This window comes from Streptosporangium sp. NPDC006007 (assembly GCF_040614315.1).
Lineage (GTDB): Bacteria > Actinomycetota > Actinomycetes > Streptosporangiales > Streptosporangiaceae > Streptosporangium.
The window spans coordinates 24,911-50,107 of sequence record NZ_JBEXUG010000023.1 but is presented as its reverse complement, the minus strand read 5'-3'; the positions used below and the strand labels follow the sequence as shown (position 1 = coordinate 50,107).

Below are 25,197 nucleotides of genomic sequence, written 5' to 3'. Positions count from 1 at the left end.
AAACGCTTTGGCTAACGGTTGCAAGCACTTTGCCGCGGGGTGGCGATGGGGCCGGCGGGGCGGGGGTCAGCGCGGTATCAGCCAGAGCAGCGGGGCGGAGGCCGTCAGGGTGACGGAGAAGGCGACGATGGAGTAGCGGATCCGGCGGGGAAGCACCGGCGCCGGGGTGACCAGGCGCTCGACCCGGGCCATCACCGCGGCGCACGAGTCGGAGACGCCCAGGGCGCCCTGCGGGGTGGAGGCGGCACCCGCCGTACCGAAGCGGAGCAGGGCCGTGGCCAGGCGGCGGGGCGAGCAGTAGCGGCGGGCGACGTCGTCGGCGGCCATCTCGACCAGCAGGCCGACCTCGTTCTGCACCTTGCCGACCACCCGTGACCAGGGCAGTGCCCGGCGCAGCGCGGCGAACGGCAGCAGCACCAGGTCGTGGCGCTCGCGGACGTGCGCGGACTCGTGGGCGAGCACCGCGGTCAGCTCGGCGGGGGAGAGCAGCTTCAGGGTCCCCGCGCTGACCACCACCTGGGAGCGGAGGCCGGGAACGCAGTAGGCGGCGGGGCCCGGGTGGTCGACCACCCGCACCCCGGGGAACTCGGGGTCCTCCCGGGCGACGAGGGCGAGCAGGGTGCGGTGGTGCTGCCGGGCGCGGAACGTCTGCACGCCCGCGGTGAGAAGCACCACGATCAGCACGGTGAGCGCGGTCAGCCCGACGACGAGCGCCAGGATTCTCGGCAGGGTGTACGGCTCGGGCAGCCCGTGGCCGCCGTTGAGGGCAGAGGCGGCGAAGGCGCGCAGCCCCTGCAGCACGCCCTGACCGTAGGGCTCCAGGGCGTAGGACAGCAGGGCGCCGGTTCCGGCCAGGCCCCAGGTGACGCCGAGCGCCTGCCACAGGACGATGGCCACGTGCGGGGCGCGATAGGACCACCGAGCCCGGGTGAGCCGCCAGGCTCCGACCGCGCAGACCAGGGCGAGGGTCGCCAGGACTGCTGCGGTGATCACTCGTCCTCCAGCTCCGTCAGGGCTCTGAGCAGGATCTCGGCCTCGCTGCCCGAGACGGCCTGGGCGAACCGGGTAAGGGCCGCCGGCCGGTCTCCGGTCATGCCGAGCGCCTCAAGCATAAGCTCCGCGACATACGCGTCGCGGCTCTCGGCCGGCTCGTAGCGCCACGCGCGCCCGTCCCGGGTGCGGACCAGGAAGCCTTTCCTGGTCAACCGGTCGAGCACCGTCATCACGGTGGTGGGCGCGAGATCCCGGTCGGCGATCAGCCGCCCGACCTCGCGCGCCGTCACCGAGGACGGCTGTGCCCAGATGATGTCCATGATAGTGCGTTCAAGCTCGCCCAGTCCCTTCACACGAATAAGCCTAACTCCTGCACCACGAGGGGTAGTACTACGGGTTGTCGAGTGATTTCCGTCACGTTGACCGGGCCTCACGCGTCTTTACGGTCGCCAAAACCATGTATATCTCGTTCCGGTCGTCGCCGAGGACGGCGCGGACGCTCCGGGGCGCCGCGGAAAGGCCGCCCGCGGGGATGTCCCGGGAGCGTCCCGGGAGGGTCAGCGGGGCCATCGGAGGCCGGTGCCGCACAGGGAGGCGTCAGCGGGGCCGTCCGGCCGCATCGGGGGCCAGCGCCGCCCAGGGAAGCGTCAGCTCGCCGAGCCGCCAGCGTGACCGGCCGCCGAGCGGCGGGGCCGGCGCCACCGGCCACGTCCCGGCGAGCGTCCGCGCGGTGGCGATCCAGCGCTGGCGGAAGCCGTACGCGCCGAGGGGGGCGTTGACCGCCCAGGCGTGGTCGAAGTCACGCAGGAAGGCGTGGACGGGCTCGCCGGGGACGTTGCGGTGGATCAGTGTCTTGGGCAGGCGCTCGGCGAGGTCCGAGGGGCGATCGAAGCCGCCGAACCGGGCGGAGAAGGTCAGCGTCCTGGGGCCCGTGGCGTCGAGCCCGGCCCACACCGCGCGGTGGCCCACCTCCGAGCAGGTGCCCTCGACGATCACCCCGCCCGGGGCGACCTTCGTGCCGAGCGTCGCCCAGTGGTCCCACGCCTCGGCCTCGCCGTACTGCCTGAGCACGTTGAACGCCCGGATCAGCAGGGGCGGCCGGCTCACCGGGAGCTCGAAGCCGCCGAGCGCGAAGGACAGGCCGGCCCGCTCGTACGGCTTGGCCCCGGCCACCCTGGCCGGGTCGATCTCGACGCCGACGACCTCGACCGACGGGCAGACCCTCCGCAGCCGCGTGAACAGCTCCGAGGTCGTGGTGTGCGAGGCCCCGTAGCCGAGGTCGACCACCAGCGGACGGTCCGCCGATCGCAGCAGGCCGCCGTGGACGGCGGCGATCCACCGGTCGGCCCGCCGGAGCCGGTTGTGCCCCGTCGTCCCCCTGGTGATCTCCCCGATCGGCCTCACCTCGGCTGGACGCGGTGGAGCTTGTACTGGGCGGCCTGGGCGCGGGGACGTATCACCAGGCGGTCGATGTTGACGTGGGCGGGCCGGGTGACGCACCAGGCGACGGCGTCGGCCACGTCGTCGGCCGAGAGCGGGCCGGGGACGCCCTCGTAGACGCGGTCCGCGGCGGCCGAGTCGCCGCGGAGGCGGTTCAGTGAGAACTCCTCGGTGTGGACCAGGCCGGGGGCCACCTCGACGACCCGGACCGGCTCGCCGCACAGCTCCAGCCTGAGCACCTCGGCCATCGAGGTCTGGGCGTGCTTGGCCGCGTTGTAGCCGCCGCCGCCCTCGTAGGAGACCAGCCCGGCGACCGAGGTCAGCATGACCAGCACGCCGTCGCCCGACGCGACGAGACCGGGCAGCAGGGCCTGGGTCACCCGGAGCGCGCCGAGCACGTTGACGTCGTACATCCGCTGCCAGTCGGCCACGTCCCCCTTCGCCACCGGCTCCACCCCGATCGCGCCGCCGGCGTTGTTGACGAGCACGTCACAGCGGTCCAGCGAGGCGGCCAGCGCGTCCACCGACTCCTGGGAGGTCACGTCCAGGGTCGCCGCGCGGATCCCGGGAACCTCGGCGGCGAGCCTGTCCAGCCGGTCCCGGCGCCGGGCGGCGGCCACCACGTCGAACCCCTCGGCGGCCAGGCGGCGGGCCGTCGCCTCGCCGATCCCGCTGCTGGCGCCGGTCACCACTGCTGTCCTCGTCATGGTCCTCCATCCTGCCAGCATCTCGCCGGGGCCTCTCGGCGCCGGTCTCCCGGCGCCCGCGGGCCGGGGTCCCGGCCAGGGTCCGGGCGGGGGCCGGGCGGGGGGCACGGCGGGAATCCCGGGGGGAATCGAGAGGAGATGGAGTGGGAATGGAGGGGGAATGTTGCGCCCTCTTGAGTGGTTATAGCCCTCTCGGAGGTGGTGCCGGTGAGGCGACGGCGGGTCAACCGGGTCGCGACGATCAGCATGCACACGTCCCCCCTGGATCAACCGGGGACCGGGGACGCGGGCGGTATGAACGTCTACATCGTGGAGGCGGCCAAGCGTCTGGCCGGGCTCGGGGTGGAAGTCGAGATCTTCACCAGGCAGACGGCCCGTGATCTGCCGCCGGTCGCCGAGATCGTCCCCGGCGTGTCCGTCCGGCACGTCACCGCGGGGCCGTACGAGGAGCTCGACAAGCGCGACCTGCCGGGGCAGCTGTGCGGGTTCCTGTCTGGGGTGTTGCGCACCGAGGCCATGTACGAGCCGGGCCGCTACGACGTGATCCACTCCCACTACTGGCTCTCCGGGCAGGTGGGCTGGCTGGCCAAGGAGCGCTGGGGGGTGCCGCTGGTGCACACCATGCACACCATGGCCAAGGTGAAGAACCTCCTGCTCGCCACCGACGATCGGCCGGAGCCGCCCATCCGGGTGATGGGCGAGCAGCAGGTCGTCGAGATCGCCGACCGCCTGGTGGCCAACACCCCGACCGAGGCCAGGGAGCTCGTCGACCTGTACGGCGCGGCCCCCGGCCGCGTCGAGGTCGTCAACCCCGGGGTCAACCTCGCCGTCTTCAGACCCGGGTCCATGGGGGAGTCCCGCCGGCGGCTCAACCTGCCCCAGGACGCCCGCGTGCTGCTGTTCGTGGGACGCGTGCAGCCGCTCAAGGCCCCCGACGTACTGCTGCGCGCCGCGGCCCGGATGCTCGTCGACGACCCGTCGCTCCGCTCCAGGCTCGTCGTCGCCTGCGTCGGCGGCCCCAGCGGCAACGGCCTGGCCCGGCCCTCCTACCTGACCGAGGTGGCCGCCTCGCTGGGCATCTCGGACGTGGTCAGAATCGTTCCCCCCGCGCCCCAGCGGGAACTCGCCGACTGGTACCGCGCGGCCGACGTGACCGTGGTCCCCTCGCACAGCGAGTCGTTCGGCCTGGTCGCCCTGGAGTCCCAGGCGTGCGGCACCCCGGTCGCCGCGGCCTCCGTGGGGGGGTTGCGCACCGCCGTACGCGACGGTGTCTCCGGCGTGCTCGTCGAGGGGCACGACCCGCACGACTGGGCGCGGGCGCTCGGCGGGTTCGTGCGCCGGCCGGCCTGGCGTGACGCGCTGTCGGCCGGGGCGGTGACGCAGGCCGCGGCCTTCGGCTGGTCGGCCACCGCGGCCAGGCTCGCCGACGTCTACGCCGAGGCGATGGCGCATCTGCACCGCGTCCCGATCGCGGTCAGCTCGTAGGGCGGCTCGCGGGGCGGGCGGCGCCCGGCGGGTGAGCGCGTGGGAGATCCGGCTCGTAGGGTGGGCGTATGCGTGAAGTGATCGAGGCGGCGCTGAAGGGTGCCGGGGCGTCGTTCGAGGAGCCCAGGCCCGGCGCCTTCCTGGTGCGGCTGCCCGGCCGGCACAAGCTCGCGACCATGACGTGGCTGATCGTCGGGGACCAGGCCCTGCACGTGGAGGCGTTCTTCTGCCGGCAGCCCGACGAGAACCACACCGAGTTCTACCGCTGGCTGCTCACCAAGAACGGCTCCACCTACGGCGTGCACTTCGCCCTCGACCCGGTCGGCGACGTGTACCTGGTGGGCCGGGTGCCGCTGGAGGCGATCTCCGAAAGGGAGATCGACCGGCTGCTCGGCTGCGTGCTGACCTACTCCGACGAGAGCTTCGACCGCGCCCTGGAGATCGGCTTCGCCTCCTCGATCCGGCGGGAGTGGGAGTGGCGTGCCAAGCGCGGCGAGTCGCTCGCCAACCTGCGGGCGTTCGCCCGCTTCGCCGACCCCGGGCGCTGAACGGCCGCCCACTAAGCTGGTCCGTATGGCGACTTTGGTGCTGCTGCGGCATGGTGAGAGTGAGTGGAACGCTAAGGGTTTGTTCACCGGGTGGGTGGACGCCGGGCTCTCCGCCCGGGGCGAGGAGGAGGCGCGTCGCGGCGGGCGGCTGCTGCTGGACGCCGGAGTGCGGCCCGACGTGGTGCACACCTCGCTGCTGACCCGGGCCATCCAGACGGCCAACCTCGCGCTGGGCGCCGCCGACCTGCTCTGGCTCCCGGTGACCCGGTCCTGGCGGCTCAACGAGCGCCACTACGGCGCGTTGCAGGGCAAGGACAAGGCGCAGACCCGCGCCGAGTTCGGTGACGAGCAGTTCATGCTCTGGCGCCGCTCCTACGACACCCCGCCGCCTCCGATCGCCGACGACGACGAGTTCTCGCAGGCCGGCGAGGCGCGCTACGCGCTGCTGCCCGGCGAGCTGCTGCCGAGGACCGAGTGCCTCAAGGACGTCGTCGAGCGCATGCTGCCCTACTGGTACGACGCGGTCGTGCCGGATCTGTCGGCGGGCAGGACCGTGCTGGTCGTGGCGCACGGCAACTCGCTCAGGGCGCTGGTCAAGCACCTGGACGGGATCGGCGACGACGCGATCGCCGGGCTCAACGTCCCCACCGGCATCCCGCTCCTGTACGAGCTGGACGACGACTTCCACCCGATCGTCAGGGGGGGCCGCTACCTCGACCCCGAGGCGGCCGACGCGGCCATCGAGGCCGTGGCCAACCAGGGCAGGTAGCCCGCAGACGTGTGAGGGGGCCCGCCGATCCGGCGGGCCCCCTCACACGTCGCGGATCTCACAGGACGTCGGCGTCCGGTGTCCGGGAGCCGGTCACCAGATACACCACGTCGTGGGCGACGCGGACCGCGTGGTCGGCGTAACGCTCGTAGTAGCGGCCGATCAAGGTCACGTCGATGGCCGGCTCGACGCCGTACTTCCAGTCGTCGGCCATCAGGACCTTGAACAGCCTGCGGTGCAGTCTGTCCATCGCGTCGTCGTCGGAGTCCAGCTCCAGCGCCGTCTCCACGTCGCGCGAGGCGATGCAGCTGCCGGTCTTGGCGATCAGCCGCTCGGCGATCTGGCCCATCTCCACGATGGTGGAGCGGAGCTCCGGCGGGACCGCCGACTCCGGGTGACGGAGCCGGGCGACCTTCGCCACGTGCTCGGCCAGGTCACCCATCCGTTCGAGGTCGGTGCCCATCCGCAGGGCCGCGATGATCATCCGGAGGTCGACGGCCACCGGCTGCTGCCTGGCCATCAGGTCGAAGATCGACAGTTCGATCTCCGCGAAGACCCGGTTGACCTCCTCGTCCTGCGAGATGACGCTCTCGGCGAGCTGGAGATCGGAGTCCAGAAGTGCGGTGGTGGCCCGGGATATCGCCGATCTCACCAGTCGGGTCATCTCGACCAACCGGCCGGTGAGGGCATCGAGGTCTTCATGGTAGGCGTCGCGCATGGGGTTCACGGTACGTGTGCGGTGGTGAACGAACCTCGACCGTAAAGTGAACTTTGTGGGAAAGGCCGTGTCGGCGCCCCCTGAGCTGCCCCAACGGGAAAACCCTCGCCTACCATCGGGGTGTGAAGCCTACAGGAGGATCACGTGAGTGAGCTGATGGCGATCCTGGCCGCGCTGGCCGGGTTCGTCGCGGGGGCGCTGACCGTGATGGTCGTCCGCCGGCACGCCGGACGGCGACGGGTGGTGGCGGACGACGTCGAGCCCGCCCCGCTCCCCCAGGGGGTCGCCTCGGTGCTGGCCGTGCTGCCGTCCTCGGCGGTCGTGCTCGACAAGGAGGACCGGGTGCTGCGGGCCAGTCTGGCCGCGCGGGCGTTCGGTCTGGTGAGAGGTGACCATCTGATGGCGGCCGAGCTGCTCGCGCTGGCCAGGCAGGTGCGCAGGGACGGCGAGATCAGGGAGAGCGAGATCGAGGTGGCCGGGCACAAGTTCGGTCAGGAGTCGACCAGTTTCGCGGTCCGGGTGGCCCCCCTGGGGGCCCACGGCCAGGTGCTCGTCCTCGCCGAGGACCAGACCGAGCACCGGCGGGTCGAGGCGGTCCGCCGCGACTTCGTCGCCAACGTGAGCCACGAGCTCAAGACGCCGGTGGGGGCGCTGTCGCTGCTGGCGGAGACCATCCAGGACGCCGCCGACGACCCCGAGGCGGTCACCCGCTTCGCCGGGCGCATGCAGCACGAGGCCGCCCGGCTCACCTATCTCGTCCAGGACCTCATCACCCTCTCCCGGATCCAGGGGGCCGACCCCGTCCCCACTCCCGGCCCGGTCCCGGTCGACGAGGCCGTGCACGAGGCCATCGACCGCTGCAACACCCCGGCGGCGGCCAAGGACATAACGCTGGTGACCGGAGGAGTCGAGGGGCTGCGGATATGGGGCGACGACGAGCTCCTCGTCACCGCGCTGCGCAACCTCATCGACAACGCGATCTCCTACAGCCCCGAGCACACCCGCGTCGTGGTCAGCGCGCGCACGACGGGCCTCCACAACGAATCGGTCGAGATCAGCGTGAGCGACCAGGGGATCGGCATCCCGGAGAACGCCCAGGAACGCATCTTCGAGCGGTTCTTCCGCGCCGACGCCGCCCGCTCGCGCGCCACCGGTGGCACGGGCCTCGGCCTGGCCATCGTCAAGCACGTCGCCGCCGCCCACAACGGCGCGGTCACGGTGTGGAGCAAGGAAGGCTCGGGCTCCACCTTCACCCTGTGCCTGCCCGCCCTCGGCGGCACGGCGGTAGCCGTACCACGTACCACCACGATCCCCCAGGAGGCCGAGCGGTGACTCGCGTACTCGTTGTCGAAGACGAGGAGTCGTTCTCCGACGCCCTGTCGTACATGCTGCGCAAGGAGGGTTTCGAGGTCGCCGTGGCGGCCACCGGGCCCGAGGCACTCGACGCCTTCGACCACAACGGCGCCGATCTGGTACTGCTCGACCTGATGCTGCCCGGCCTGCCGGGCAGCGAGGTCTGCCGTTCGCTGCGCCAGCGTTCCAAGGTTCCCGTGATCATGCTCACCGCCAAGGACAGCGAGATCGACAAGGTCGTCGGACTGGAGCTGGGCGCCGACGACTACGTGACCAAGCCGTTCTCCTCCAGGGAACTGGTGGCCCGCATCCGCGCGGTGCTGCGCCGGCAGGGGGACGCGGAGGGGGCGGAGACGGCCGTGCTGGCCGCCGGCCCGGTCCGGATGGACGTCGACCGGCACATCGTCGCGGTGCGCGGCGCCCAGGTGCAGTTTCCGCTGAAGGAGTTCGAGCTGCTGGAGGTCCTGCTCCGCAACGCCGGCCGGGTGCTCACCCGGGGCCAGCTCATCGACCGTGTCTGGGGCGCCGACTACGTGGGCGACACCAAGACCCTGGACGTGCACGTCAAACGGTTGCGCGCCAAGGTCGAGGCCGACCCGTCCACCCCCCGCCACATCCTCACCGTCCGCGGCCTGGGCTACAAGTTCGACCCCGCGGAGGAGTGAGACCGCGGGCTTTCCCGGGCGCCTCCGGGTGCCCTCTGCCCGCCGTCGCCGGCCCGGCGGGAGACGCGCATGAAAGGGGGGTACGGCTCGCGCGAGCCGTACCCCCCTGTCTGTTGTCTCTTACCGGCCTTCCGCGGGCGGCGCCGACGGCCCGGCCCGCGGCTTAGTGGCCGTCCCCGGCGTGCTGCTCCGTGGTGGAGGGGGCGGGTGCCGGGGTGGGCGACGCGCCGGTCTGCGGGGGCGTCCCCACGGTGCCTCCCGGGGCCTGCGGGAGCCCGCCGAACTCGCGGCTGCGGGTGAGGACCGGGACCGCCAGGGGGACGACGCCCGCCTTGGCGAACTGCAGCCGCAGCTGGATGCTCTCACCGCCGCGGAGGGGCTTCTTCAGGCCCTCGATCACGATCGTGGGGGAGGGCCTGCCGACGCCGACCCGCTTGTGGGCGGGGAGGTCGACCGGGGCGGCGACCTTCGCCGAGCCGACGGCCGGGTCGACACCGACCCCGATGAGTGTGTCGGCGCCCTGGTTGGTGTTCACCAGCGACAGGTACAGCGGCGTCGCTCCTCCGGCCGGCAGCGACGAGCCGGAGTCGGGGCCCAGGAAGAAGGCCTGGGAGATGTCGATGCCCCTCACCTTGGCGGTCGACGCCTCGGTCGGGGAGTAAGGATGGCTGGTAATCGCGTCGAATCCGGCACCACAGCCGGTCAGGACCGGGGCTGCGGCGATGAACGCGGCGGCGGCGATCGCCCAGTGACGGCTGTTGCGGGTCACGGTGCGAGGTCTCCTTGTCACACAAGAGGTTGGGCAGAGCCCACCTTATCCATGGACTTCGCCGGGTTTTCCGGCGGCCCAACCGGTCGTCAGGAGGCGCGGAACGCAGGTCATGAAGGCTTTTCACACCCCTGATTCATAGAGTCGCGCACTTGTCAAGCCTTAAAATGCGGCTTTGACCTGCAGTTATGGGGATTTCACTGTTCCGAGAGGCTGTGGATACGTGGTACTCTTGAGTACAGCGGAAGGGGTACTTGTCACATGACTTTCCAGGTCGGCGACACTGTCGTCTACCCCCACCACGGGGCTGCTCGGATCGAGGCCATCACGACCCGAACCATCAAAGGTGAGGAAAGGACCTACCTGGTTCTCAAGGTCGACAAGGGCGACCTTACCGTCCAGGTGCCGGCTGACAACGCCGAACTCGTAGGTGTTCGCGATGTCGTCGGTCAAGAGGGTCTTGAGCGCGTCTTCGACGTGCTTCGCATGCCTCACACCGAAGAGCCCACGAACTGGTCCCGCCGCTACAAGGCCAACCTGGAGAAGTTGGCGTCCGGTGACGTCAACAAGGTGGCCGAGGTCGTTCGCGACCTGTGGCGACGAGACAGGGAGCGCGGGCTCTCCGCAGGAGAGAAGCGCATGCTCGCGAAGGCGCGGCAGATCCTGGTCAGCGAGTTGGCGCTCGCCGAGAAGACCAACGAGGACAAGGCCGAGGCGTTGCTCGACGAGGTTCTCAACTCCTGAACACGACATTTCCACGGGTGGGCGTCGGAGTCGACGTCCACCCGTTCGCATCCGGTCGCGAGCTTCGTCTCGCGGGGTTGCACTGGCCGGGCGAGACGGGCCTGGCCGGGCACTCCGACGGTGACGCCGCGGCCCACGCCGCCTGCGACGCGCTGCTCTCCGCGGCGGGTCTGGGCGACCTCGGCGGTCTCTTCGGGACCGCCGACCCCCGTTGGGCGGGTGCCTCGGGCACCGCGCTGCTTGAGGAGACCGCCAGAAAGGTGCGCGCCGCCGGTTTCGAGATCGGCAACGTGGCCGTCCAGGTGATCGGGAACCGCCCCAAGATGGCACCCCGCCGTGCCGAGGCCGAGAAGGCGCTCAGCGCCGCCGTGGGGGCGCCGGTGAGCGTCAGCGCCACCACGACCGACGGTCTGGGCCTCACCGGGCGTGGCGAGGGCGTGGCGGCCATCGCGACCGCGATCGTGGCGAACCTCGGTTCGCCGCCGGACGTCTCCTGACCCGGGCGGAGAAGCGCTCCGATCGGCGGTGCGGACGCCGGCCGGGGCGGTGGCCCGTCCGCCCGCGCGGGACGGACCGCCCGTTTTCGGAATGACTTATGAATGTCGTGGGTAGCCCCCTATTGACCATGTCTCGTCATCGGGGGGAGCCGACATGATTGGCTCGATTATCGCCGCGATCATCATCGGCGCCATCATCGGCGCGCTGGCGCGCCTCATCGTTCCCGGACGGCAGAACTTCTCGATCGGGCTGACGCTCGTCGTCGGCATCGTGGCCGCGCTCATCGGCACGGCCATCGCGGCCGCCCTGGGGCTCGTCCACACACGGGGAATCAACTGGTGGGAGCACATCATCCAGCTCGCGCTCGCCGTCCTGGGAGTGCTGCTCGTGGTCCAGATGCGCGCGAGAAAGACTCACTGAGCTGGAATTTTGCCGCTCTCAGGAATAACCCTGACGTGGAGGGTACCCATCTCCCGTGAGCGTGAAGGACACCTCACTGGGAGGTTGATGAGTATGACTATCGAGTCCATCCTCGGGGCCATCGTCATCGGCGCCGTCGTGGGTGCCGTCGGCCGTCTCCTGCTTCCCGGCAGGCAGGCGATCGGATGGATCCTGACCATCGTCGTGGGCATCGTGGCCGCCCTCATCGGCACCGCCATCGCCCAGGTTCTCGGTGTCGCCACCACCAACGGCATCGACTGGATCGAACTCGTGATGCAGGTCGTGCTGGCCGTCATCGGTGTCGGCCTGGTCGCCGGTCTGAAGCGCTCCAGGGTCTAGACAGCGGGGTGCGCGCGCCTGGTGGCCCCGTGAAAGGCCCAAGACGCCCTCCGGCCCCACAGGTGGACGCGGTGACACGCATGTGGTCGCCGCCCGCCGGAAGACCCGCTCGGTTCCGTCCGGTGAACCGAGCGGGTCTCAGCCGTTCGGGGCCGGTTCGGGGCCGGTTCGGGGAACACCCGAAACCGGCTTCCGGCCGCCCGGGGCGGGCCGGAGGTGAGTGAACCGCCGGCCCGCGGCGGGGCGCCGCCCACCTGATCGTGGGCGAATGGCCGCGGGCCGGTCCGGCTTCCCGGCCGCCGGCCGGGCGCGCGGCGGCTCCTCACCCCTCCGGGGGGGTGGGGGTGCTGCGCACACGCCCGGAGGGTGGGGCCGCCGACTCCTCCTCGGGCCGCACGACCACCTCTTCCGCCGCGTCCTCCCCGGTCGGCGGGGCGCCCGGCCCCGGATCCCGGGCGGCGCCGGACGGCCTGCGGCGCGCCGGTGAGGATTTCCCGGTCACCGTCAGGATCGGCTGGGTGTCGGCGTCGCGGTCGCCCACCTCGGGCTGCCGGCTCTCCTCGGCCGAGAGGGCCTCACGGTCCCCCCGAGAGGTGGCCTCCGGACTCTCCGTTCGCTCGTCGCGCGGGGCCGGCGGGGAGTCCGCGCCGGCGTCCGCGGTCTCCACCCGCTCACCGGCCCGGCTCCCGGGACGGGCCGCCCCCCGTACGGCGCCGCGGGGCGGATGGACCAGCAGGTCGCCCTGGCGCGGCCGGATCAGGTCCCCCCAGCGCACCGGTCTGCCCGGCGCGGGATCCACGGGGGCCTCCGGGGGCTCCGCGCTTCCGGGGGCGTTCCCGGTGCCGGTCGCGGTACCGGTCTCCATGCCGGTCTCCATGCCGGTCTCCATGCCGGTCTCCGTGCCGGTCGCGGTACCGGTCTCCGTGAGGACCTCGGCGGCGCCGTTCTCCACGATCTCGGGCGTCTCCGGCGCCGGAGTGGGACCGACCACCGGGAGGGCGGCCGGAAGGTCGTGACGTGGAGCCGACTCCAGCGGCGGGGCGGCCCATGGGGCCGGAGCCCTCTCGGCCGGCAGGTGATGGACAGGGGGGTGGTCCGGATGGGCGGGATGCCCCGGATGAGCGCGCTGTTCCCGCCGGGCCGGAGGGACGGGGGAGCCGGAGTGTTCCTGCCCGGCCGGGGACTCGGCGGCCGGCGGGCCGGCCTCGGGGAACGGCACGATGTCACGCTCGTCGCCCGCCATGGCCGTGTAGGCGACGGCCCGCCGGGCGGCGGCGTGGTTGATCAGCAGCAGCCAGAGCCAGAGGGCCAGGAACAGCGCCGTCCAGGGGGCGACGGCGACCACGACGGCCGCCCGCCGTACGTCCACCGTGACCCGGACGGCGGTGGCCACCTCGGCGGCGACCGCGGCGGTGAACAGCAGGACCAGGACCACGCCCGCCTGCAGGCGCACCGTCCAGCGTCCGCCTCGGAGGAGTAACACGGTGATCAGCGCGATGGCGAGCAGCGCGTCGAAGACCGCGGGGTAGAGGTAGGCGAGTCCGGGCGGAGCCTCGCCGGTGATGGCGAGACCACGCAGGTCCTCGAAGGAGAGCACGCACGCGGCGGCGGTGAGCGCGGCCACGCCGACTCCGACGAGGGCGATCCCGGCACGGCGCAGGGCGACGATCGCCCTGCTCGGCTGGGCGGGCGGTGGTGAGGACGGGCGGGAGACCATGTCTGCCGCCGCGGGGGATTTCACGTCCATGGCGCTTCGAGCCTACAGAACGGGTACCTGGCGTGATCGGCGGACTCGTGTGGCACGAGGAGGAGAGACGGCTGACCCGCGGGCACGGAGGGCGATCGTGCGGGTCGGTCCCCGAGCGGGGCCACCCGCGAGGGTGATCCTCGAATGGGCACAGACGGTATTCGCGGTCGTTGTTATAAAAAGTGCTACTGGGCAGCCTCAACGTCTCGTAACCAGGCTTGTGAGGGGATGTAAGGCGTTAGCCTTGCCTCCGTGAGCCTGCACCTATACGACACCAGCGTACGTACGGTCCGTGAATTCGTTCCGGTCGAATCCGGCCGGGCGTCGATCTACCTGTGTGGTGCCACCGTGCAGGCTCCCCCGCACATCGGCCACGTTCGCTCCGGCGTCAACTTCGACGTGCTCCGCCGGTGGATGGTCCGCTCGGGTTACCAGGTGACCTTCTGCCGGAACGTCACCGACATCGACGACAAGATCATTCAGGTCGCGGCGGCCGAGGGTGTGCCGTGGTTCGTCGTCGCCGAGCGTAACCAGCGCGCCTTCACCTGGGCCTACCAGGTGCTCGGCTGCCTTCCGCCGACCGTGGAGCCCCGGGCCACCGGCCACGTGCCCGAGATGATCGAGCTGATGGAGCGGCTGATCGCGGCCGGCCACGCCTACGCCTCCGGCGGGGACGTCTACTTCGACGTGATGTCCTACGCCGACCGGTACGGCTCGCTCTCCAACCAGAGGCTGGAGAACCTCCGCGGCGCCGGTGACACCGAGAACGACTCGGCCAAGCGCGACCCGCGCGACTTCGCGCTCTGGAAGGGCGAGAAGCCCGGGGAGCCGACCTGGCCGACCCCGTGGGGCCGTGGCCGTCCCGGCTGGCACCTGGAGTGCTCCGCCATGGCGACGAAGTATCTCGGGCCGACCTTCGACATCCACGGCGGCGGCGTCGACCTGATCTTCCCGCACCACGAGAACGAGCTGACCCAGTCGCAGGCGGCCGGGGACGGCTTCGCGCGCTACTGGATGCACAACGGCATGCTCAAGATCGGCGCGGAGAAGATGAGCAAGTCGCTCGGCAACTCCCTGCTCGTCCCCGAGGTGACCAAGAAGGTCCGGCCGGTCGAGCTCCGCTACTACCTGGCGGCCCCGCACTACCGCTCGGCGATCGAGTACTCCGAGGAGGCGCTCTTCGAGGCGGCCTCGGCGTACCAGCGCATCGAGGGCTTCGTCACCAGGGCGGCCGAGGTGATCCACGACGTGGACGCGCACGCGCCGCTGCCCCAGGCGTTCGCCGACGCGCTCGACGACGACCTGGGCACCCCCCAGGCGCTCGCCGTGGTGCACGAGGTGGTCCGGGAGGGCAACGTCGCGCTGGCCCAGGGCAACAAGGAACAGGTCGCCAGGTTGCTGGCCGAGACGCAGAACATGCTCGACGTGCTCGGCCTGGACCCGCGCTCGGAGCAGTGGCGCTCCTCCGGCGGCGGATCCGAGCTGCACTCGACCGTGGACACGCTGGTCCGCGTGGCTCTGGAGCAGCGCCAGGCGGCACGGGCCCGTAAGGACTTCGCGGCGGCCGACGGCATCCGCGACCGGCTCGCCGAGGCCGGGATCCTGGTGGAGGACACCGCCCAGGGACCCCGTTGGGAACTTTCGCGGTAAAAGCAGGCCGTACCCTAGACAGCATGGCTGGTGGCGGTAGAGGGTCCGGGCGACCCGCGAAGAAGAAGAGTCCGACCAAGGGCACGGGCGGCAACATCCGCCGTGGTCTGGAGGGCAAGGGGGCGACCCCCCCGGCGCACATGCGCCACTGGCACAAGGACAAGTCCCGCGCCGAGCGGATCGAGCGGGAGGAGAAGGGCGGCCGGCCCTCCTCCGCGTCCTCCGCGCGGCCCGCGCCCCGCGGCAGGCGGAGCGAGGACGCCCCCGAGTACATCGGCGGACGCAACCCCGTGCTGGAGGCGCTCCGCGCCGGCGTGCCGGCCAACACGCTGTACGTGGCCCTGCGCATCGACAACGACGACCGGGTCAAGGAGGCCGTCCGGATCGCGGCCGGCCGTGGCATCGCGATGCTGGAGGTCGGCAGGGAGAAGCTGGACCGCGTCACCGAGGGGGCGATCCACCAGGGCGTCGCCCTGCAGATCCCGGCGTACGAGTACGCCCACCCCGAGGACCTGATCCGCCTCGCCCAGGACGCGGCCGAGGTGCCGCTGATCGTCGCCCTCGACAGCGTCACCGACCCGCGAAATCTCGGTGCCATCGCCCGTTCCGCCACGGCCTTCGGCGCCCACGGCCTGCTCGTCCCCTCCCGTCGTTCGGCCGGGGTGACGGGCGGCGCCTGGAAGACCTCCGCCGGCACGCTGGCCACCCTCACCGTCGCCCGCGCCGTCAACCTGACCGCGACCCTGCGCGACTACCGTGAGGCCGGCCTGTTCGTGATCGGCCTGGACGGAGAGGGAACGGTCGACCTTGAGGACGCCAACCTCCTCGACGGCCCGCTGGTCGTCGTCGTAGGCTCGGAGGGCAAGGGCCTGTCCCGCCTGGTCCGTGACTCCTGTGACCTGGTCGTCCGCATTCCGATGAACGCCGCGGCCGAGTCGCTCAACGCGGGCGTCGCCGCGGGCATCGCCCTGTACGAGGTGGCCCGCCACCGCCGCCGCTAGCGTTCTGCGCTCCCATCGGTGACGCCTGAGGTGTAAGCGGACTACACTCATCAGGCGACCGTGCCGACGTAGCTCAATCGGCAGAGCGACAGTCTTGTAAACTGTAGGTCAGGGGTTCGATTCCCCTCGTCGGCTCGTACAGCAAAGGCCCAGTTCGGGGGCGTGACCCCTGAACTTGGGCCTTTGTCGTTCCGGCGTTCCTGTTCGTCCGAGGCGAGCTGCGCGACGCGGACCCGCGCAGCGTGGCCGTCGTCGGCGCCCGCCAGGCGAGCGAGGACGGGCTGCGCCGGGCACGCCGGATGTCCGGCCTGCTCACCGAACGTCAGGTCACCATCGTGTCCGGTCTCGCCCGAGGCGTCGACACCGCGGCGCACACCGCGGCGCGGATCGCGGCCCGGATCGCCGTATGGGCGCGCTGGGACATCCACTGCACGGTCACCTGAGGGACTGCGGGCTCTCGCCGTCCTCGCAGGTGTCGCCCCCCGCTCTGGTCAACCGCGGGGGGCGTACATGATGACGAGTACGCCGAGTAGGCAGACGGTGGCTCCGATGACGTCCCAGCGGTCGGGCTGGAACCCGTCCACGGCCATGCCCCACACGAGTGAGCCCGCGACGAACACCCCGCCGTAAGCGGCGAGGACACGGCCGAAGTCGGCGTCCGGTTGCAGGGTGGCCACGAGCCCGTACAGGCCCAGGGCGACGAATCCGGCTCCGGCCCAGAGCGGCCCGCGGTGTTCTCTCACCCCCTGCCACACCAGCCAGGCCCCGCCGATCTCGGCGAGGGCGGCCGGCAGGAACAGCAGGAGGGAGCGCGCGACGGTCACGGCTGTGACTTTAGGGGACCGTCCCCGACCGGCCGACGTGGTGGACGGCCGGCAGACCCGCCGGGGGGGCGGGGTGGCCGGAATCACCGTCCTTGCGGGCGGTGCGGCTGTCAGAGGTCGCAGACCTGGGCGGTCAGAACGGTCTGCCAGGGCTGGCCGTCGGACTCCCCTTCGCCTTCGTCGTTCACCGGGTTGACGGCGGTCATCGTCAGGGGGGCGTAGGCGGTCCTCTCGCCGCCGTTCGCCTTCACGCGGATGGGAATCGGCCAGTCCCCCACGGGGACGGCCCCGCATCCGGTGACCCGGTATTTCAGCTCGAAACCCGACGTCTGCTCCGGCTGGAGCGTCCGGGGCGGGCGCCTGAGGGGGGACAGGAGTCTCAGCCCCGGCCCGTTCCGGCCTATTCCGGAGATCGTCACGGGCCTGTCGTTCAGGTTCTGCACGTTCACCTTGACGGTGAACCGCCCACGGATCCTGCGGCCGTCGTGGACGGCCTCGCTTGAGTTCTCCGCCGCCTCCAGCCGGAAGCGGAGGGGTGTGGTCGAGGTGGGTCGTGATCTTTGCCTGAAACGCGGAGACGCGTTCGAGGCCGGTCGCGGTTTCGAGGAGCCGATCCGCGGTTTCGAGGAGTCGACCGTGGCGGAGGTACGGGGGGCCGCGAGCAGTCCGCACACGACCATGAGCGCCAGGGCAGAGGTGAGCCCGGGTGCCCCGGGGCCTCGATTGCCAGTCATACCGGAGGTTTTTCACTGCATTGGGCACCGGACAAACCCATGGTGTGATCATGCTGAGCTAAACGTTCCCGGTGGGGGGCTCCCGGGCTGCGCCGTGATCTCGTGATGACGGAGGCCGCGCCGGTGAGCGCGTTCCCGCCCTCCGGCTCTCCACAACGGTGCCGATGTCCCGTCCTCGCGGTGGAGAAGCTCCGTGATAGAAGCTCCGTGGTAGAAGCTCTATGGGGGAGTTCGACGCCTCATGGCATGGCCCGGGTCCCCTCCAAGGTCTCGTGGAGCGGTTCCGGCGCCTCGGGGGAAGAGCCCCCGCGCCCCGTGGCGGAACCCCGGCTCCCGGTGGAGGAACGTCGATGACGCGGTTCAGAGGTGTGCTCTACATCGTCGTGTGCGCGGCGGGTGCCGCCGGTGATGTCGGTCGCCTGGTCGGGCCGGCCCAGGAGGGTGGGTGGACCGTCCAGATCGTCGCGACCCCGTCGGCCCTCGCCTTCGTCGACGTCCCGGCCCTGGAGGCGCGGACCGGCCGCCCGGTGCGCAGTCGCCACCGCGCGCCGGATGAGCCCAAGCCCCCGCGTGCCGACGCGATCATCGTCGCCCCGGCCACCTACAACACCGTCAACAAGTTCGCCCGCGGCGTCGCCGACACCTACGCCCTCGGGCTGCTGGCCGAAGCCCCGGGGCTGGGCATCCCCGTGGTCGTGGTGCCCTTCGTCAACGACGCCCTCGCCTCCAGGGTCCCGTTCCGCCGCAGTGTCGAGACGCTCCGGGCCGAGAACGTGTGTGTTCTTCCCCGTCCGGAGGAGTCAGGCCCGCATCAGCTCGGTTCCGGAGACGACCGCTCTGACGTCTATCCGTGGCGGCGCGCGCTCATCGAGGTCGAGGCGAGGCTCGCGGCCGACGGCGAGTGACGGAAATTGTCCGCTCATATGCAGCGCAATTGACAACATAAACCTATAAGTCGCCCAGCGGGGCAAGAACACGACCTCCACGGAGCTTGCACTCAACGTAGTCGAATAGCTACTATCAGTGAAAAAGATCTTGGGGGAAATCCTATGGCGACAGTTTCCAGAATCAGACCGCTGCTGGTGGGCCTACTGGTGGCGGGGGCCACGGTCGGCGGTCTCTCCGGGCGGACGGGGCCGGCGCGGGCGGACACGGACACCGGAAGCACGACGGCGAACGTCCAGGTGAATCTGGCGATCACGTTGAGCGACCTGAGCCCCTCGTTCACCCTGACCGGCGCCCCGGGAGCCACGGTGACGACCCCCAGCCCCGTCACGATGAGGGTGACGACCAACAGCTTCACCGGGTACGCCGTCACCGTCCAGCCGGCCGCCCCGGCACTCACCGGCGACACCGCGGGAAACACCGACACCATCCCGATGACCCTGCTGGAGGTCAGCGGTCCCGCGCAGGCGGGCGCGTTCACCCCCCTGTCGCTCACCACCCCGGTGGAGGTGGTGCGCAAGACGTCGGCGTCGGCCGCCGACGGCGACGTCATCAACCACGACTATCGGATCACCATTCCCGCCGTCCGCCCGGACATCTACAGAGAAACGATCAACTACATCGCGACCACTCTGTGACACCCGCTCGTCTTTCGTAGATCACTCGTCCAACGACCGCACGGGAGGGCCGCGTAGTGGCCGGAAGGCTTCAGCGCACGTTCGTCGCGCTTCTGATGGCGGGTGGCGTGGTGTCGGCGGTGGGTCCAGGAGCGTCGGGGGCGTCAGGCGTGGGTCCCGCGCCTGACTTCTCTCTGACGGTGAGCCCGACGCGGCTCATCGTGGGGCCGGAGGAACTCGGCCGTGTTCAGACGTTCCAGGTCCAGAACGGGGGGCGGCTGCCGGTCGACGTCGTGGTGAACCGGGCGAGTTTCACCGTGAGCGAGGACGGGAGAATGGTCCTCGACGAGGACGCCCCCCACTCGGCGGCCGAGTGGGTCGAGGTCAGTCCGGCGAAATTCCATCTGATCCCCGGCGAGAGGCGGCCGGTCGCGGTACGGATCGACCCTCCGGCGAATCGGGGCAACGGCGAGCACGAGGTCGCGGTTCTCTTCGTGGCGCCGCCCGGCCCCCGCGCCGCCGGCGAGAACATCAAGATCAACCGGGCTATCGGGGCGCCGATCTACATCACCGTTCCGGGGCCGATCGACACCTCCCTGCGCCTTGGAGACCTGAGCTCTCCCGGCTTCGTGATGAGCGGCCCCGTGGACTTCGGGGTCACCGTCGACAACGTGGGCACCGTACACCGTGACTTCTTCGGCCGGGACGGCCTGAGCGTCGAGGTCGACGGGCGAAAGGTCCCGTTCCCCGACTTCACCGTGCTCCGCGGGACCAGCCGGAACGTCGCCGTCCGGTGGACGGATCCGCCCCTGATGTGCGTCTGCCATCCGAGGGTGTCGATCCCGGGGCCGGATGGGCCGTCCAGCCGGAGCGCGACCGTGGTCATCTTCCCCCTGCACCTGTTCGCGCTGATGATCGGCTTGGCGCTGGTGCTCCACCACCTCGTACGGCTGGCACGGCGGCGCTACCGCGCGCACGTGCTCGACGCGGCCCGGGGGCTGCGCGGCGACGGCGAGAGCGACCTCCGGCCGGGCGGCGAGGCGTAGCCGGGCCGGATACGGCGTTCGGCCACGCACGGGCCGCTCTTCGTCACATACTGAAACGCTACATAAGCGTTGAGTGACCGACGAGGGGCACGGCGGTGACGGGGACGATGCTTCAACGAGTCCGCACGGGGCAGGGTGGCGAGGCCACAGGGCCGGCCGGGGGAGCCGCGCCGGCCGGGGGGACCGTGGCCGAGCGGGGTGGAAGGGCCGGGGGCCGGGGCGTCCGGGAGATCACGCGAGGGGGCGTCCGGGAGGACGAGGCGACGAGGGAGGAGGCGGGCCGGGCCGACATCGACGTCAGCGTCGTCGTTCCCGTCCACAACTGCCGTCCCTATCTGGACAGGTGCCTGACCTCGCTGCTGATCCAGCGGGTCAGCAAGGAGATCGTCGTGGTGGACGACGGCTCCACGGACGGCGGCGCCGAACTCCTCGACCTCTACGCCTCCTACCACCGAGGGGTCATCCGGGTCGTCCGCCAGCCCCACTCCGGCGGCGCCGGCCGCCCCCGCAACGTGGGACTCGCGCACGCCCGCGGCAGATACGTGTTCTTCTGCGACGCGGACGACTATCTCGGCCCCGAGGCGCTGGAGCGGATGCTCGCGATGGCGGAGCGCAACGGCTCCGACATCGTCCTGGGAAAGGTCGTCGGGCACGATCGCAGGGCGCCGGTCTCGATGTTCCGGCAGAGCGCCGACCGGGTGGCGCTCGGCGACAGCGCGGTCTACAACAGCCTGAGCTGTTTCAAGCTGTTCCGCCGGGAGATGCTGGAGCGGCACGTCATCCGCTTCGACGAGGCGCTGCTGGTGGGGGAGGACGTCTTCTTCACCGCCCACGCCTACTGCCACGCCGCGGTGATCTCGGTGGTCGCCGACTACGACTGCTACCACCTGGTCGCCCGGCCCGACGGCAGCAGCATCATGCAGCGGCCGGGCAGCCGCGACCCGGTCTTCTGGCTGCGGATGATCAAGCAGGTGGTCGAGCTGATGGTCGGTCACGTACGGCCGGGCGCCCTCCGTGACCACCTGCTCCGGCGCCATTTCCGGCTGGACGCCTTCGGCAGCCTCGGCAGGCCCTTTCTGGAGGCGGAGGAGGTCCAGCGCAAGGAGATCGTGGCCGAGGTGACCGACATGTGCGAGCGCTGGCTGACCGACGGGGTCCGCGAGCGGCTCGGCCCCATCGACCGGAGCCGGATCACCGCGCTTCAGGACATCGACCGCCTGGTACGGCTGGCGCACATCGAGTCGGCCGTCATCCGCAGGGAGCTCACCGGAGTGCGGTGGGGGCGGGAGGGCCGGCTGACCGTCTCCGGGACGGTCGCGCTGAGTGTGCTGGAGCAGCGTGACCGTCCCGAGCTGGTGGTGGGCGGTCTGGCCCTCGTGCTGCGGCGCAGGCCGGGCGGCGCCGAACGCTCGGACACCTCCCGGTCCTCAGGCGGTGCCGAGCCGTACGGCGGGGCGGGGTGGGGCGGGGCGGTGGAGGCGGCCGAGCTCGTGGTCCCCGTCACCGGCGACGCCGGAGGGTTCACCGGTCTCGTCGACGTCGCGGGGCTGCCCTCGGGTGTGTGGGACGTCCACCTCAACGTCGAGTGTGAGGGCATCACCCGTGTCGCCCGGCTCGGCGCCGGCCGTGACGGGCGGATCGCCCCGCCGGCGCCCCGCGTGATCGACGGTGTCGTCGCGCTGCCGTACTTCACCCGGCCGCACGGCAACCTCAGCCTCGACGTCGGCGGGCACGTGGTGAGCGTGCCCGGCAGCGCGCGGCTGACCCGGACGCGCTGGGCGATGGGGCACCGGCTGATGCTCGCCGGCGAGGTCAGCGTGGGCTCGGCCGTGCCGCAGGCGCACGCCGTACGGCATTTGGTGTGGCGGGAGCGGTGGTCGGGGCGGGAGCGGCGCGAGCCGGTCGAGGCCGGGGCCGGTGGCGCGTTCGCCTCCCGGCAGGCGCTGGGCCGGCTGGGGCCGGGGACGTGGGACGCCTACCTGGAGCTGGATCTGGGGGGGCCGCCCGCGCGCTTCCGGATCGACGCCGCCGCGGAGACGATTGCGCCGCCGCGCACCTGGTGGCGGGGGCCGATCCTGCGGAGCGTCAGGCCCTACGCCACGGCGGGGAAGGGGCGGCTCAGCACGGTGGTCAGGACCTACACCCCCTGGGCGCTGATCCGCCGGATGCTCCGCTAATGCCACTCCCTTGCAACTACAAGCTCATGGCCTAAAGTGGGAACGATTCCGCAATTCGGAGGCTTGTCGTGCACGTACCCGATGGCTTTTTCAATGTAGCCGTGTCGATTTCGGCCGGCGCCGTCGCGGCGGCCGGTGTCGCGGTCTGTCTGCGCGGCGCCCGCCGCGAGCTCGACGACCGGACCGCGCCCATGGCCGGGTTGGTGGCCGCCTTCATCTTCGCCGTGCAGATGCTCAACTTCCCGGTCGCCGCGGGCACGAGCGGCCACCTCCTCGGCGGCACGCTCGCCGCGATACTCGTCGGGCCGTATACGGCTGTGCTCTGCATGGCCGTGGTCCTGCTCGTCCAGGGCTTCTTCTTCGCCGACGGCGGCCTGACCGCGCTGGGGGTGAACATCACGCTCATGGGGATCGTCGCCGTCGTGGTCGGCTGGACGGTCTTCCGCCTGATCACCCGGAGCACGCGGAGCAGGGGTGTTGTGGTGGCGGCCTCGTTCGTCGCGGCCCTGGTCTCGGTGCCCGCCGCGGCGCTGGCCTTCACCCTGCTCTTCTGGGTCGGGGGCACCGCGCCCATCGAGGTCGGCACGGTGGCCGCCGCCATGGGCGGGGTGCACGTGCTGATCGGCGTCGGCGAGGGCCTGATCACCGCGGTCACCGTCAGCACCGTCCTGGCGGTCCGGCCCGACCTGGTGTACGGCGCGCGCGGCCTGGCCGCTCCGCTGGTGCTGCGCGGCGCCGACGGCGACGCCACGGTCGTCCGGCAGGCCCCGGCCGGTACCCCGGCCCAGCGGACTTCGGCCCGGAACTCGGCCGAGGTTGAGGCCGGGGCCGGGGCCGGGGCCGGGGCGCGAGTGCGGGCGCAGGCCGGGTCGCGCCGCCTCGGCTGGTTCCTGCCGGTCGGCATCGCGGTGGCGGCGCTGCTGGCGGGGGCCGTCAGCTTCTACGCCTCCTCATCGCCCGACGGCCTGGAGCGGGTCGCGGAGGACAAGGGCTTCATCGGCCACGCCACCGACCACGCCCTGGCAGGGCAGCCGCTCGCCGACTACGGCGAGGTGGGCGGCATCCCGGTCGGCGTGGCGGGCCTGATCGGCGTCGTGGTGACCCTGGTGGTCGGCGCCGCGCTGTTCTTCGCGGTCCGCCGTCTCGCCGGGAGGCACGCCTCCGAGGACGAGGTCTCCGCGTAGTGGGCGCGGGTCACCACCACCAGATCTACCGGGCGGGCGACACCCTTGTCCACCGGCTGCCGCCCCAGTGCAAGCTGGCGGCGGTGGCGGCCTTCGCACTGGTGGTGGTGGCCACGCCGCGCGAGTGGTTCTGGGCCTTCGGGCTCTACGCGCTGCTGCTGGCGGCGGTGGCGGTGGCCGCCCGGGTCCCCGCGCTCTCCGTGCTGCGCCGCATGGTGATCGAGATCCCGTTCGTGGTGTTCGCGGTGGCGCTGCCGTTCATCGGGTTCGGCGAGCGGGTCTCCCTTCTGGGCCTGTCGCTCAGCGCCGAGGGGCTCTGGTCGGCCTGGAACATCCTGGCCAAGGCCACTTTGGGGGTGGTCGCCAGTGTGCTGCTGGCGTCCACCACCGAGCCCCGGCTGATGCTGCTGGGCGCGCAGCGGCTCCGGCTGCCGCCGCTGCTGGTGCAGATCGCGATGTTCATGCTCCGCTACCTGGACGTGATCGTCGACGAGATGCGCCGGATGCGGGTGGCCAGGGAGTCGCGGGGCTTCACGGCCAGGGACGTGCGCCACATCCCGGTGGTCGCCAGGTCGGCCGGAGCGCTCTTCATCCGGTCCTACGAGCGGGGTGAGCGGGTGCACCTGGCCATGCTCAGCCGAGGCTACAGCGGCTCGATGCCGATCATCCAGGACCTGTCGGCGTCCGCGCGGCAATGGCTCGTCGCGGGTATGTTGCCCGGTGCGGCGCTCGTGGCGCTGCTGGGGACCTGGGGGTTGGCGTTGTGACACCGTCGCTTGAGGTGAGCCGTCTGGCGTACGCCTATCCGGACGGCACGCAGGCGCTGTTCGGCGTGGACTTCGAGATCGGGCGTGGGGAGCGGGTCGCGCTGCTCGGGCCGAACGGCGCGGGCAAGACCACGCTGGTCATGCATCTCAACGGCATCCTGACCGCCGGGCACGGCACGGTGACCGTGGCCGGGCTGCCGGTCTCCAAGGGCTCGCTGAGGGAGATCCGCAGGCGGGTGGGGCTCGTTTTCCAGGACCCCGACGATCAGCTCTTCATGCCCACGGTCCGGGAGGACGTGGCCTTCGGCCCGGCCAACCTCGGGATCGGGGGAGAGGAGCTGGAGCGCCGGGTCAAGGGCGCGCTGGAGCGGGTGGGCATGCTGGAGACGATCGACCGGCCGCCGCACCACCTGTCCTTCGGTCAGCGCCGCCGGGTGGCGGTGGCCACCGTGCTGGCCATGGAGCCGGAGATCCTGGTGCTGGACGAGCCGTCGTCGAACCTGGACCCCGCCTCCCGCCGGGAGCTGGCCGACGTCCTCCGGAGCCTCGACGTGACCGTGCTCATGGTCACCCACGACCTGCCGTACGCGCTGGAGCTGTGCGACCGCGCGCTCATCCTCTCCGGCGGGACGATCGCCGCGGACGGGCCGACCGGGGAGATCCTCTCCGACGCCGAGCTGCTCGCCGCCCACCGGCTGGAGCTGCCGTACGGCTTCGCGCCCCCTCGCCCAGGCCACCCATCCTGAAATCGGACGTATGTCACGACACGCCGATGTGAAGGTTTATATGATCCCTTATTCATGCTATGTATGATCTTTCAGGCGCGGGGGATGATGAGGGCGGCAGATCCGTCGGCGGCGGAGGACGGATCGTGGAGTCGCGCGACCTCGCATAAGGTGACGGCGAAGTAAAGTTGGGTCTGCCTCATGGGCGGGGAGGACTGTTGACATCCTCTCCTTCGTGAACGAGGGGGATTCTCATGGTCACCCGTGAGGGTTCCTGTCTCACCGCCAGTCGCCCGTCAGAGAGGAGAGTC

Annotated in this window: 28 protein-coding genes and 1 tRNA gene; 20 read left to right on the top strand and 9 right to left on the bottom strand. The window is 71.3% G+C overall.

Features of this window, described 5'->3' with window-relative positions; genetic code table 11:
• Positions 1 to 66 precede the first annotated feature (66 nt).
• The 4 genes from ABZ194_RS18990 to ABZ194_RS18975 form a co-directional block, all read right to left on the bottom strand.
• Positions 67 to 993 carry a M56 family metallopeptidase gene (locus tag ABZ194_RS18990; RefSeq protein ID WP_355597900.1) on the bottom strand — a complete coding sequence of 309 codons (927 nt, stop codon included), beginning with the start codon at positions 991 to 993 and terminating at the stop codon, positions 67 to 69.
• Positions 990 to 1,346, bottom strand: coding sequence for a BlaI/MecI/CopY family transcriptional regulator (locus ABZ194_RS18985; protein ID WP_355597898.1), 357 nt, complete (start codon positions 1,344 to 1,346; stop codon positions 990 to 992). The genes ABZ194_RS18990 and ABZ194_RS18985 overlap by 4 nt, the downstream gene beginning before the upstream one ends.
• 244 nt (positions 1,347 to 1,590) lie before the next feature.
• A complete protein-coding gene (locus ABZ194_RS18980; RefSeq protein WP_355597896.1) occupies positions 1,591 to 2,397 on the bottom strand; it encodes a class I SAM-dependent methyltransferase in 807 nt (268 codons plus the stop codon).
• On the bottom strand, positions 2,394 to 3,140 hold the full coding sequence (locus ABZ194_RS18975; RefSeq protein WP_355597894.1) for an SDR family oxidoreductase: 747 nt from the start codon (positions 3,138 to 3,140) through the stop codon (positions 2,394 to 2,396). Before ABZ194_RS18975 ends, ABZ194_RS18980 begins: the two co-directional genes overlap by 4 nt.
• Before the next feature lie 201 nt (positions 3,141 to 3,341).
• On the opposite strand from ABZ194_RS18975, the gene mshA reads away from it, so the two are divergent.
• The 3 genes from mshA to ABZ194_RS18960 all read left to right on the top strand — a co-directional run bounded on the left by mshA (position 3,342) and on the right by ABZ194_RS18960 (position 5,942).
• The gene (gene mshA / locus ABZ194_RS18970) at positions 3,342 to 4,625 is read left to right on the top strand and encodes a D-inositol-3-phosphate glycosyltransferase (RefSeq protein ID WP_355597892.1); all 1,284 of its coding nucleotides are present in this window, start codon (positions 3,342 to 3,344) and stop codon (positions 4,623 to 4,625) included.
• Between the two features lie 68 nt (positions 4,626 to 4,693).
• Positions 4,694 to 5,173 carry a YbjN domain-containing protein gene (locus tag ABZ194_RS18965; RefSeq protein ID WP_355597890.1) on the top strand — a complete coding sequence of 160 codons (480 nt, stop codon included), beginning with the start codon at positions 4,694 to 4,696 and terminating at the stop codon, positions 5,171 to 5,173.
• A 25-nt stretch (positions 5,174 to 5,198) separates the two neighbouring features.
• Positions 5,199 to 5,942: a phosphoglyceromutase gene (locus tag ABZ194_RS18960; RefSeq protein ID WP_355597888.1), complete on the top strand. Its 744-nt coding sequence runs from the start codon at positions 5,199 to 5,201 to the stop codon at positions 5,940 to 5,942.
• A 58-nt stretch (positions 5,943 to 6,000) separates the two neighbouring features.
• Here the strand turns inward: ABZ194_RS18960 and phoU are convergent, their stop codons facing one another.
• Positions 6,001 to 6,660 (bottom strand): phosphate signaling complex protein PhoU, encoded by a 660-nt coding sequence (phoU, locus tag ABZ194_RS18955; RefSeq protein WP_355597886.1) that lies wholly within the window; start codon positions 6,658 to 6,660, stop codon positions 6,001 to 6,003.
• Between the two features lie 207 nt (positions 6,661 to 6,867).
• Between phoU and ABZ194_RS18950 the strand changes: the two genes are divergently transcribed.
• Positions 6,868 to 7,992 carry an ATP-binding protein gene (locus tag ABZ194_RS18950; RefSeq protein ID WP_355597994.1) on the top strand — a complete coding sequence of 375 codons (1,125 nt, stop codon included), beginning with the start codon at positions 6,868 to 6,870 and terminating at the stop codon, positions 7,990 to 7,992.
• A complete protein-coding gene (locus tag ABZ194_RS18945; protein ID WP_355597884.1) occupies positions 7,989 to 8,678 on the top strand; it encodes a response regulator transcription factor in 690 nt (229 codons plus the stop codon). The genes ABZ194_RS18950 and ABZ194_RS18945 overlap by 4 nt, the downstream gene beginning before the upstream one ends.
• Positions 8,679 to 8,841: 163 nt before the next feature.
• On the opposite strand, the gene ABZ194_RS18940 is transcribed toward ABZ194_RS18945, so the two are convergent.
• Entirely contained in the window at positions 8,842 to 9,447 is a 606-nt protein-coding gene (locus ABZ194_RS18940) for a copper chaperone PCu(A)C (protein ID WP_355597882.1), read from the bottom strand.
• A gap of 261 nt (positions 9,448 to 9,708) precedes the next feature.
• On the opposite strand from ABZ194_RS18940, the gene ABZ194_RS18935 reads away from it, so the two are divergent.
• The 4 genes from ABZ194_RS18935 to ABZ194_RS18920 all read left to right on the top strand — a co-directional run bounded on the left by ABZ194_RS18935 (position 9,709) and on the right by ABZ194_RS18920 (position 11,469).
• A complete protein-coding gene (locus ABZ194_RS18935) occupies positions 9,709 to 10,191 on the top strand; it encodes a CarD family transcriptional regulator (RefSeq protein WP_030924410.1) in 483 nt (160 codons plus the stop codon).
• Positions 10,192 to 10,208: 17 nt separating this feature from the next.
• On the top strand, positions 10,209 to 10,688 hold the full coding sequence (gene ispF / locus ABZ194_RS18930; RefSeq protein WP_355597880.1) for a 2-C-methyl-D-erythritol 2,4-cyclodiphosphate synthase: 480 nt from the start codon (positions 10,209 to 10,211) through the stop codon (positions 10,686 to 10,688).
• Between the two features lie 154 nt (positions 10,689 to 10,842).
• On the top strand, positions 10,843 to 11,109 hold the full coding sequence (locus ABZ194_RS18925) for a GlsB/YeaQ/YmgE family stress response membrane protein (RefSeq protein WP_355597878.1): 267 nt from the start codon (positions 10,843 to 10,845) through the stop codon (positions 11,107 to 11,109).
• Positions 11,110 to 11,202: 93 nt separating this feature from the next.
• Positions 11,203 to 11,469, top strand: coding sequence for a GlsB/YeaQ/YmgE family stress response membrane protein (locus ABZ194_RS18920; protein ID WP_355597876.1), 267 nt, complete (start codon positions 11,203 to 11,205; stop codon positions 11,467 to 11,469).
• Positions 11,470 to 11,791: 322 nt separating this feature from the next.
• Here the strand turns inward: ABZ194_RS18920 and ABZ194_RS18915 are convergent, their stop codons facing one another.
• Entirely contained in the window at positions 11,792 to 13,216 is a 1,425-nt protein-coding gene (locus tag ABZ194_RS18915) for a DUF2637 domain-containing protein (protein ID WP_355597874.1), read from the bottom strand.
• 252 nt (positions 13,217 to 13,468) lie between these two features.
• Between ABZ194_RS18915 and cysS the strand changes: the two genes are divergently transcribed.
• The 4 genes from cysS (at position 13,469) to ABZ194_RS18895 (ending at position 16,310) form a co-directional block, all read left to right on the top strand.
• On the top strand, positions 13,469 to 14,866 hold the full coding sequence (gene cysS / locus ABZ194_RS18910) for a cysteine--tRNA ligase (RefSeq protein WP_355597872.1): 1,398 nt from the start codon (positions 13,469 to 13,471) through the stop codon (positions 14,864 to 14,866).
• Positions 14,867 to 14,889: 23 nt separating this feature from the next.
• Entirely contained in the window at positions 14,890 to 15,867 is a 978-nt protein-coding gene (gene rlmB, locus ABZ194_RS18905; RefSeq protein ID WP_355597870.1) for a 23S rRNA (guanosine(2251)-2'-O)-methyltransferase RlmB, read from the top strand.
• Between the two features lie 62 nt (positions 15,868 to 15,929).
• Positions 15,930 to 16,002 (top strand) — tRNA-Thr (locus ABZ194_RS18900).
• A gap of 65 nt (positions 16,003 to 16,067) precedes the next feature.
• A complete protein-coding gene (locus ABZ194_RS18895; RefSeq protein WP_355597992.1) occupies positions 16,068 to 16,310 on the top strand; it encodes a DNA-processing protein DprA in 243 nt (80 codons plus the stop codon).
• Positions 16,311 to 16,358: 48 nt separating this feature from the next.
• Here the strand turns inward: ABZ194_RS18895 and ABZ194_RS18890 are convergent, their stop codons facing one another.
• Together ABZ194_RS18890 and ABZ194_RS18885 are read right to left on the bottom strand one after the other, a co-directional pair.
• Complete coding sequence (locus ABZ194_RS18890) at positions 16,359 to 16,691, bottom strand: YnfA family protein (RefSeq protein ID WP_355597868.1); 333 nt, start codon at positions 16,689 to 16,691, stop codon at positions 16,359 to 16,361.
• A 110-nt stretch (positions 16,692 to 16,801) separates the two neighbouring features.
• On the bottom strand, positions 16,802 to 17,425 hold the full coding sequence (locus tag ABZ194_RS18885) for a hypothetical protein (RefSeq protein WP_355597866.1): 624 nt from the start codon (positions 17,423 to 17,425) through the stop codon (positions 16,802 to 16,804).
• Positions 17,426 to 17,775: 350 nt separating this feature from the next.
• Between ABZ194_RS18885 and ABZ194_RS18880 the strand changes: the two genes are divergently transcribed.
• The 7 genes from ABZ194_RS18880 to ABZ194_RS18850 all read left to right on the top strand — a co-directional run bounded on the left by ABZ194_RS18880 (position 17,776) and on the right by ABZ194_RS18850 (position 24,907).
• Positions 17,776 to 18,330: a flavoprotein gene (locus ABZ194_RS18880; protein WP_355597864.1), complete on the top strand. Its 555-nt coding sequence runs from the start codon at positions 17,776 to 17,778 to the stop codon at positions 18,328 to 18,330.
• A gap of 144 nt (positions 18,331 to 18,474) precedes the next feature.
• A complete protein-coding gene (locus tag ABZ194_RS18875) occupies positions 18,475 to 19,008 on the top strand; it encodes a hypothetical protein (protein ID WP_355597862.1) in 534 nt (177 codons plus the stop codon).
• A gap of 179 nt (positions 19,009 to 19,187) precedes the next feature.
• Positions 19,188 to 20,033 (top strand): hypothetical protein, encoded by an 846-nt coding sequence (locus ABZ194_RS18870; protein WP_355597860.1) that lies wholly within the window; start codon positions 19,188 to 19,190, stop codon positions 20,031 to 20,033.
• Positions 20,034 to 20,140: 107 nt separating this feature from the next.
• Positions 20,141 to 22,210 (top strand): glycosyltransferase family 2 protein, encoded by a 2,070-nt coding sequence (locus tag ABZ194_RS18865; protein ID WP_355597858.1) that lies wholly within the window; start codon positions 20,141 to 20,143, stop codon positions 22,208 to 22,210.
• Between the two features lie 68 nt (positions 22,211 to 22,278).
• Positions 22,279 to 23,394: an energy-coupling factor ABC transporter permease gene (locus ABZ194_RS18860; protein ID WP_355597855.1), complete on the top strand. Its 1,116-nt coding sequence runs from the start codon at positions 22,279 to 22,281 to the stop codon at positions 23,392 to 23,394.
• Positions 23,394 to 24,161, top strand: coding sequence for a cobalt ECF transporter T component CbiQ (gene cbiQ, locus ABZ194_RS18855; RefSeq protein WP_355597853.1), 768 nt, complete (start codon positions 23,394 to 23,396; stop codon positions 24,159 to 24,161). The genes ABZ194_RS18860 and cbiQ overlap by 1 nt, the downstream gene beginning before the upstream one ends.
• Positions 24,158 to 24,907: an ABC transporter ATP-binding protein gene (locus ABZ194_RS18850; RefSeq protein ID WP_355597851.1), complete on the top strand. Its 750-nt coding sequence runs from the start codon at positions 24,158 to 24,160 to the stop codon at positions 24,905 to 24,907. Before cbiQ ends, ABZ194_RS18850 begins: the two co-directional genes overlap by 4 nt.
• Positions 24,908 to 25,197: the final 290 nt, after the last annotated feature.

What these genes read in the sequence shown, in the direction of transcription:
- ABZ194_RS18975 (WP_355597894.1), bottom strand. Translation starts at nt 3,140, where the DNA reads ATGACGAGGACAGCAGTGGTGACCGGCGCCAGCAGCGGGATCGGCGAG.
- ABZ194_RS18965 (WP_355597890.1), top strand. Translation starts at nt 4,694, where the DNA reads ATGCGTGAAGTGATCGAGGCGGCGCTGAAGGGTGCCGGGGCGTCGTTC.
- ABZ194_RS18960 (WP_355597888.1), top strand. Translation starts at nt 5,199, where the DNA reads ATGGCGACTTTGGTGCTGCTGCGGCATGGTGAGAGTGAGTGGAACGCT.
- phoU (WP_355597886.1), bottom strand. Translation starts at nt 6,660, where the DNA reads ATGCGCGACGCCTACCATGAAGACCTCGATGCCCTCACCGGCCGGTTG.
- ABZ194_RS18950 (WP_355597994.1), top strand. Translation starts at nt 6,868, where the DNA reads ATGGTCGTCCGCCGGCACGCCGGACGGCGACGGGTGGTGGCGGACGAC.
- ABZ194_RS18935 (WP_030924410.1), top strand. Translation starts at nt 9,709, where the DNA reads ATGACTTTCCAGGTCGGCGACACTGTCGTCTACCCCCACCACGGGGCT.
- ABZ194_RS18925 (WP_355597878.1), top strand. Translation starts at nt 10,843, where the DNA reads ATGATTGGCTCGATTATCGCCGCGATCATCATCGGCGCCATCATCGGC.
- ABZ194_RS18920 (WP_355597876.1), top strand. Translation starts at nt 11,203, where the DNA reads ATGACTATCGAGTCCATCCTCGGGGCCATCGTCATCGGCGCCGTCGTG.
- ABZ194_RS18915 (WP_355597874.1), bottom strand. Translation starts at nt 13,216, where the DNA reads ATGGACGTGAAATCCCCCGCGGCGGCAGACATGGTCTCCCGCCCGTCC.
- rlmB (WP_355597870.1), top strand. Translation starts at nt 14,890, where the DNA reads ATGGCTGGTGGCGGTAGAGGGTCCGGGCGACCCGCGAAGAAGAAGAGT.
- ABZ194_RS18885 (WP_355597866.1), bottom strand. Translation starts at nt 17,425, where the DNA reads ATGACTGGCAATCGAGGCCCCGGGGCACCCGGGCTCACCTCTGCCCTG.
- ABZ194_RS18880 (WP_355597864.1), top strand. Translation starts at nt 17,776, where the DNA reads ATGACGCGGTTCAGAGGTGTGCTCTACATCGTCGTGTGCGCGGCGGGT.
- ABZ194_RS18875 (WP_355597862.1), top strand. Translation starts at nt 18,475, where the DNA reads ATGGCGACAGTTTCCAGAATCAGACCGCTGCTGGTGGGCCTACTGGTG.
- ABZ194_RS18865 (WP_355597858.1), top strand. Translation starts at nt 20,141, where the DNA reads ATGCTTCAACGAGTCCGCACGGGGCAGGGTGGCGAGGCCACAGGGCCG.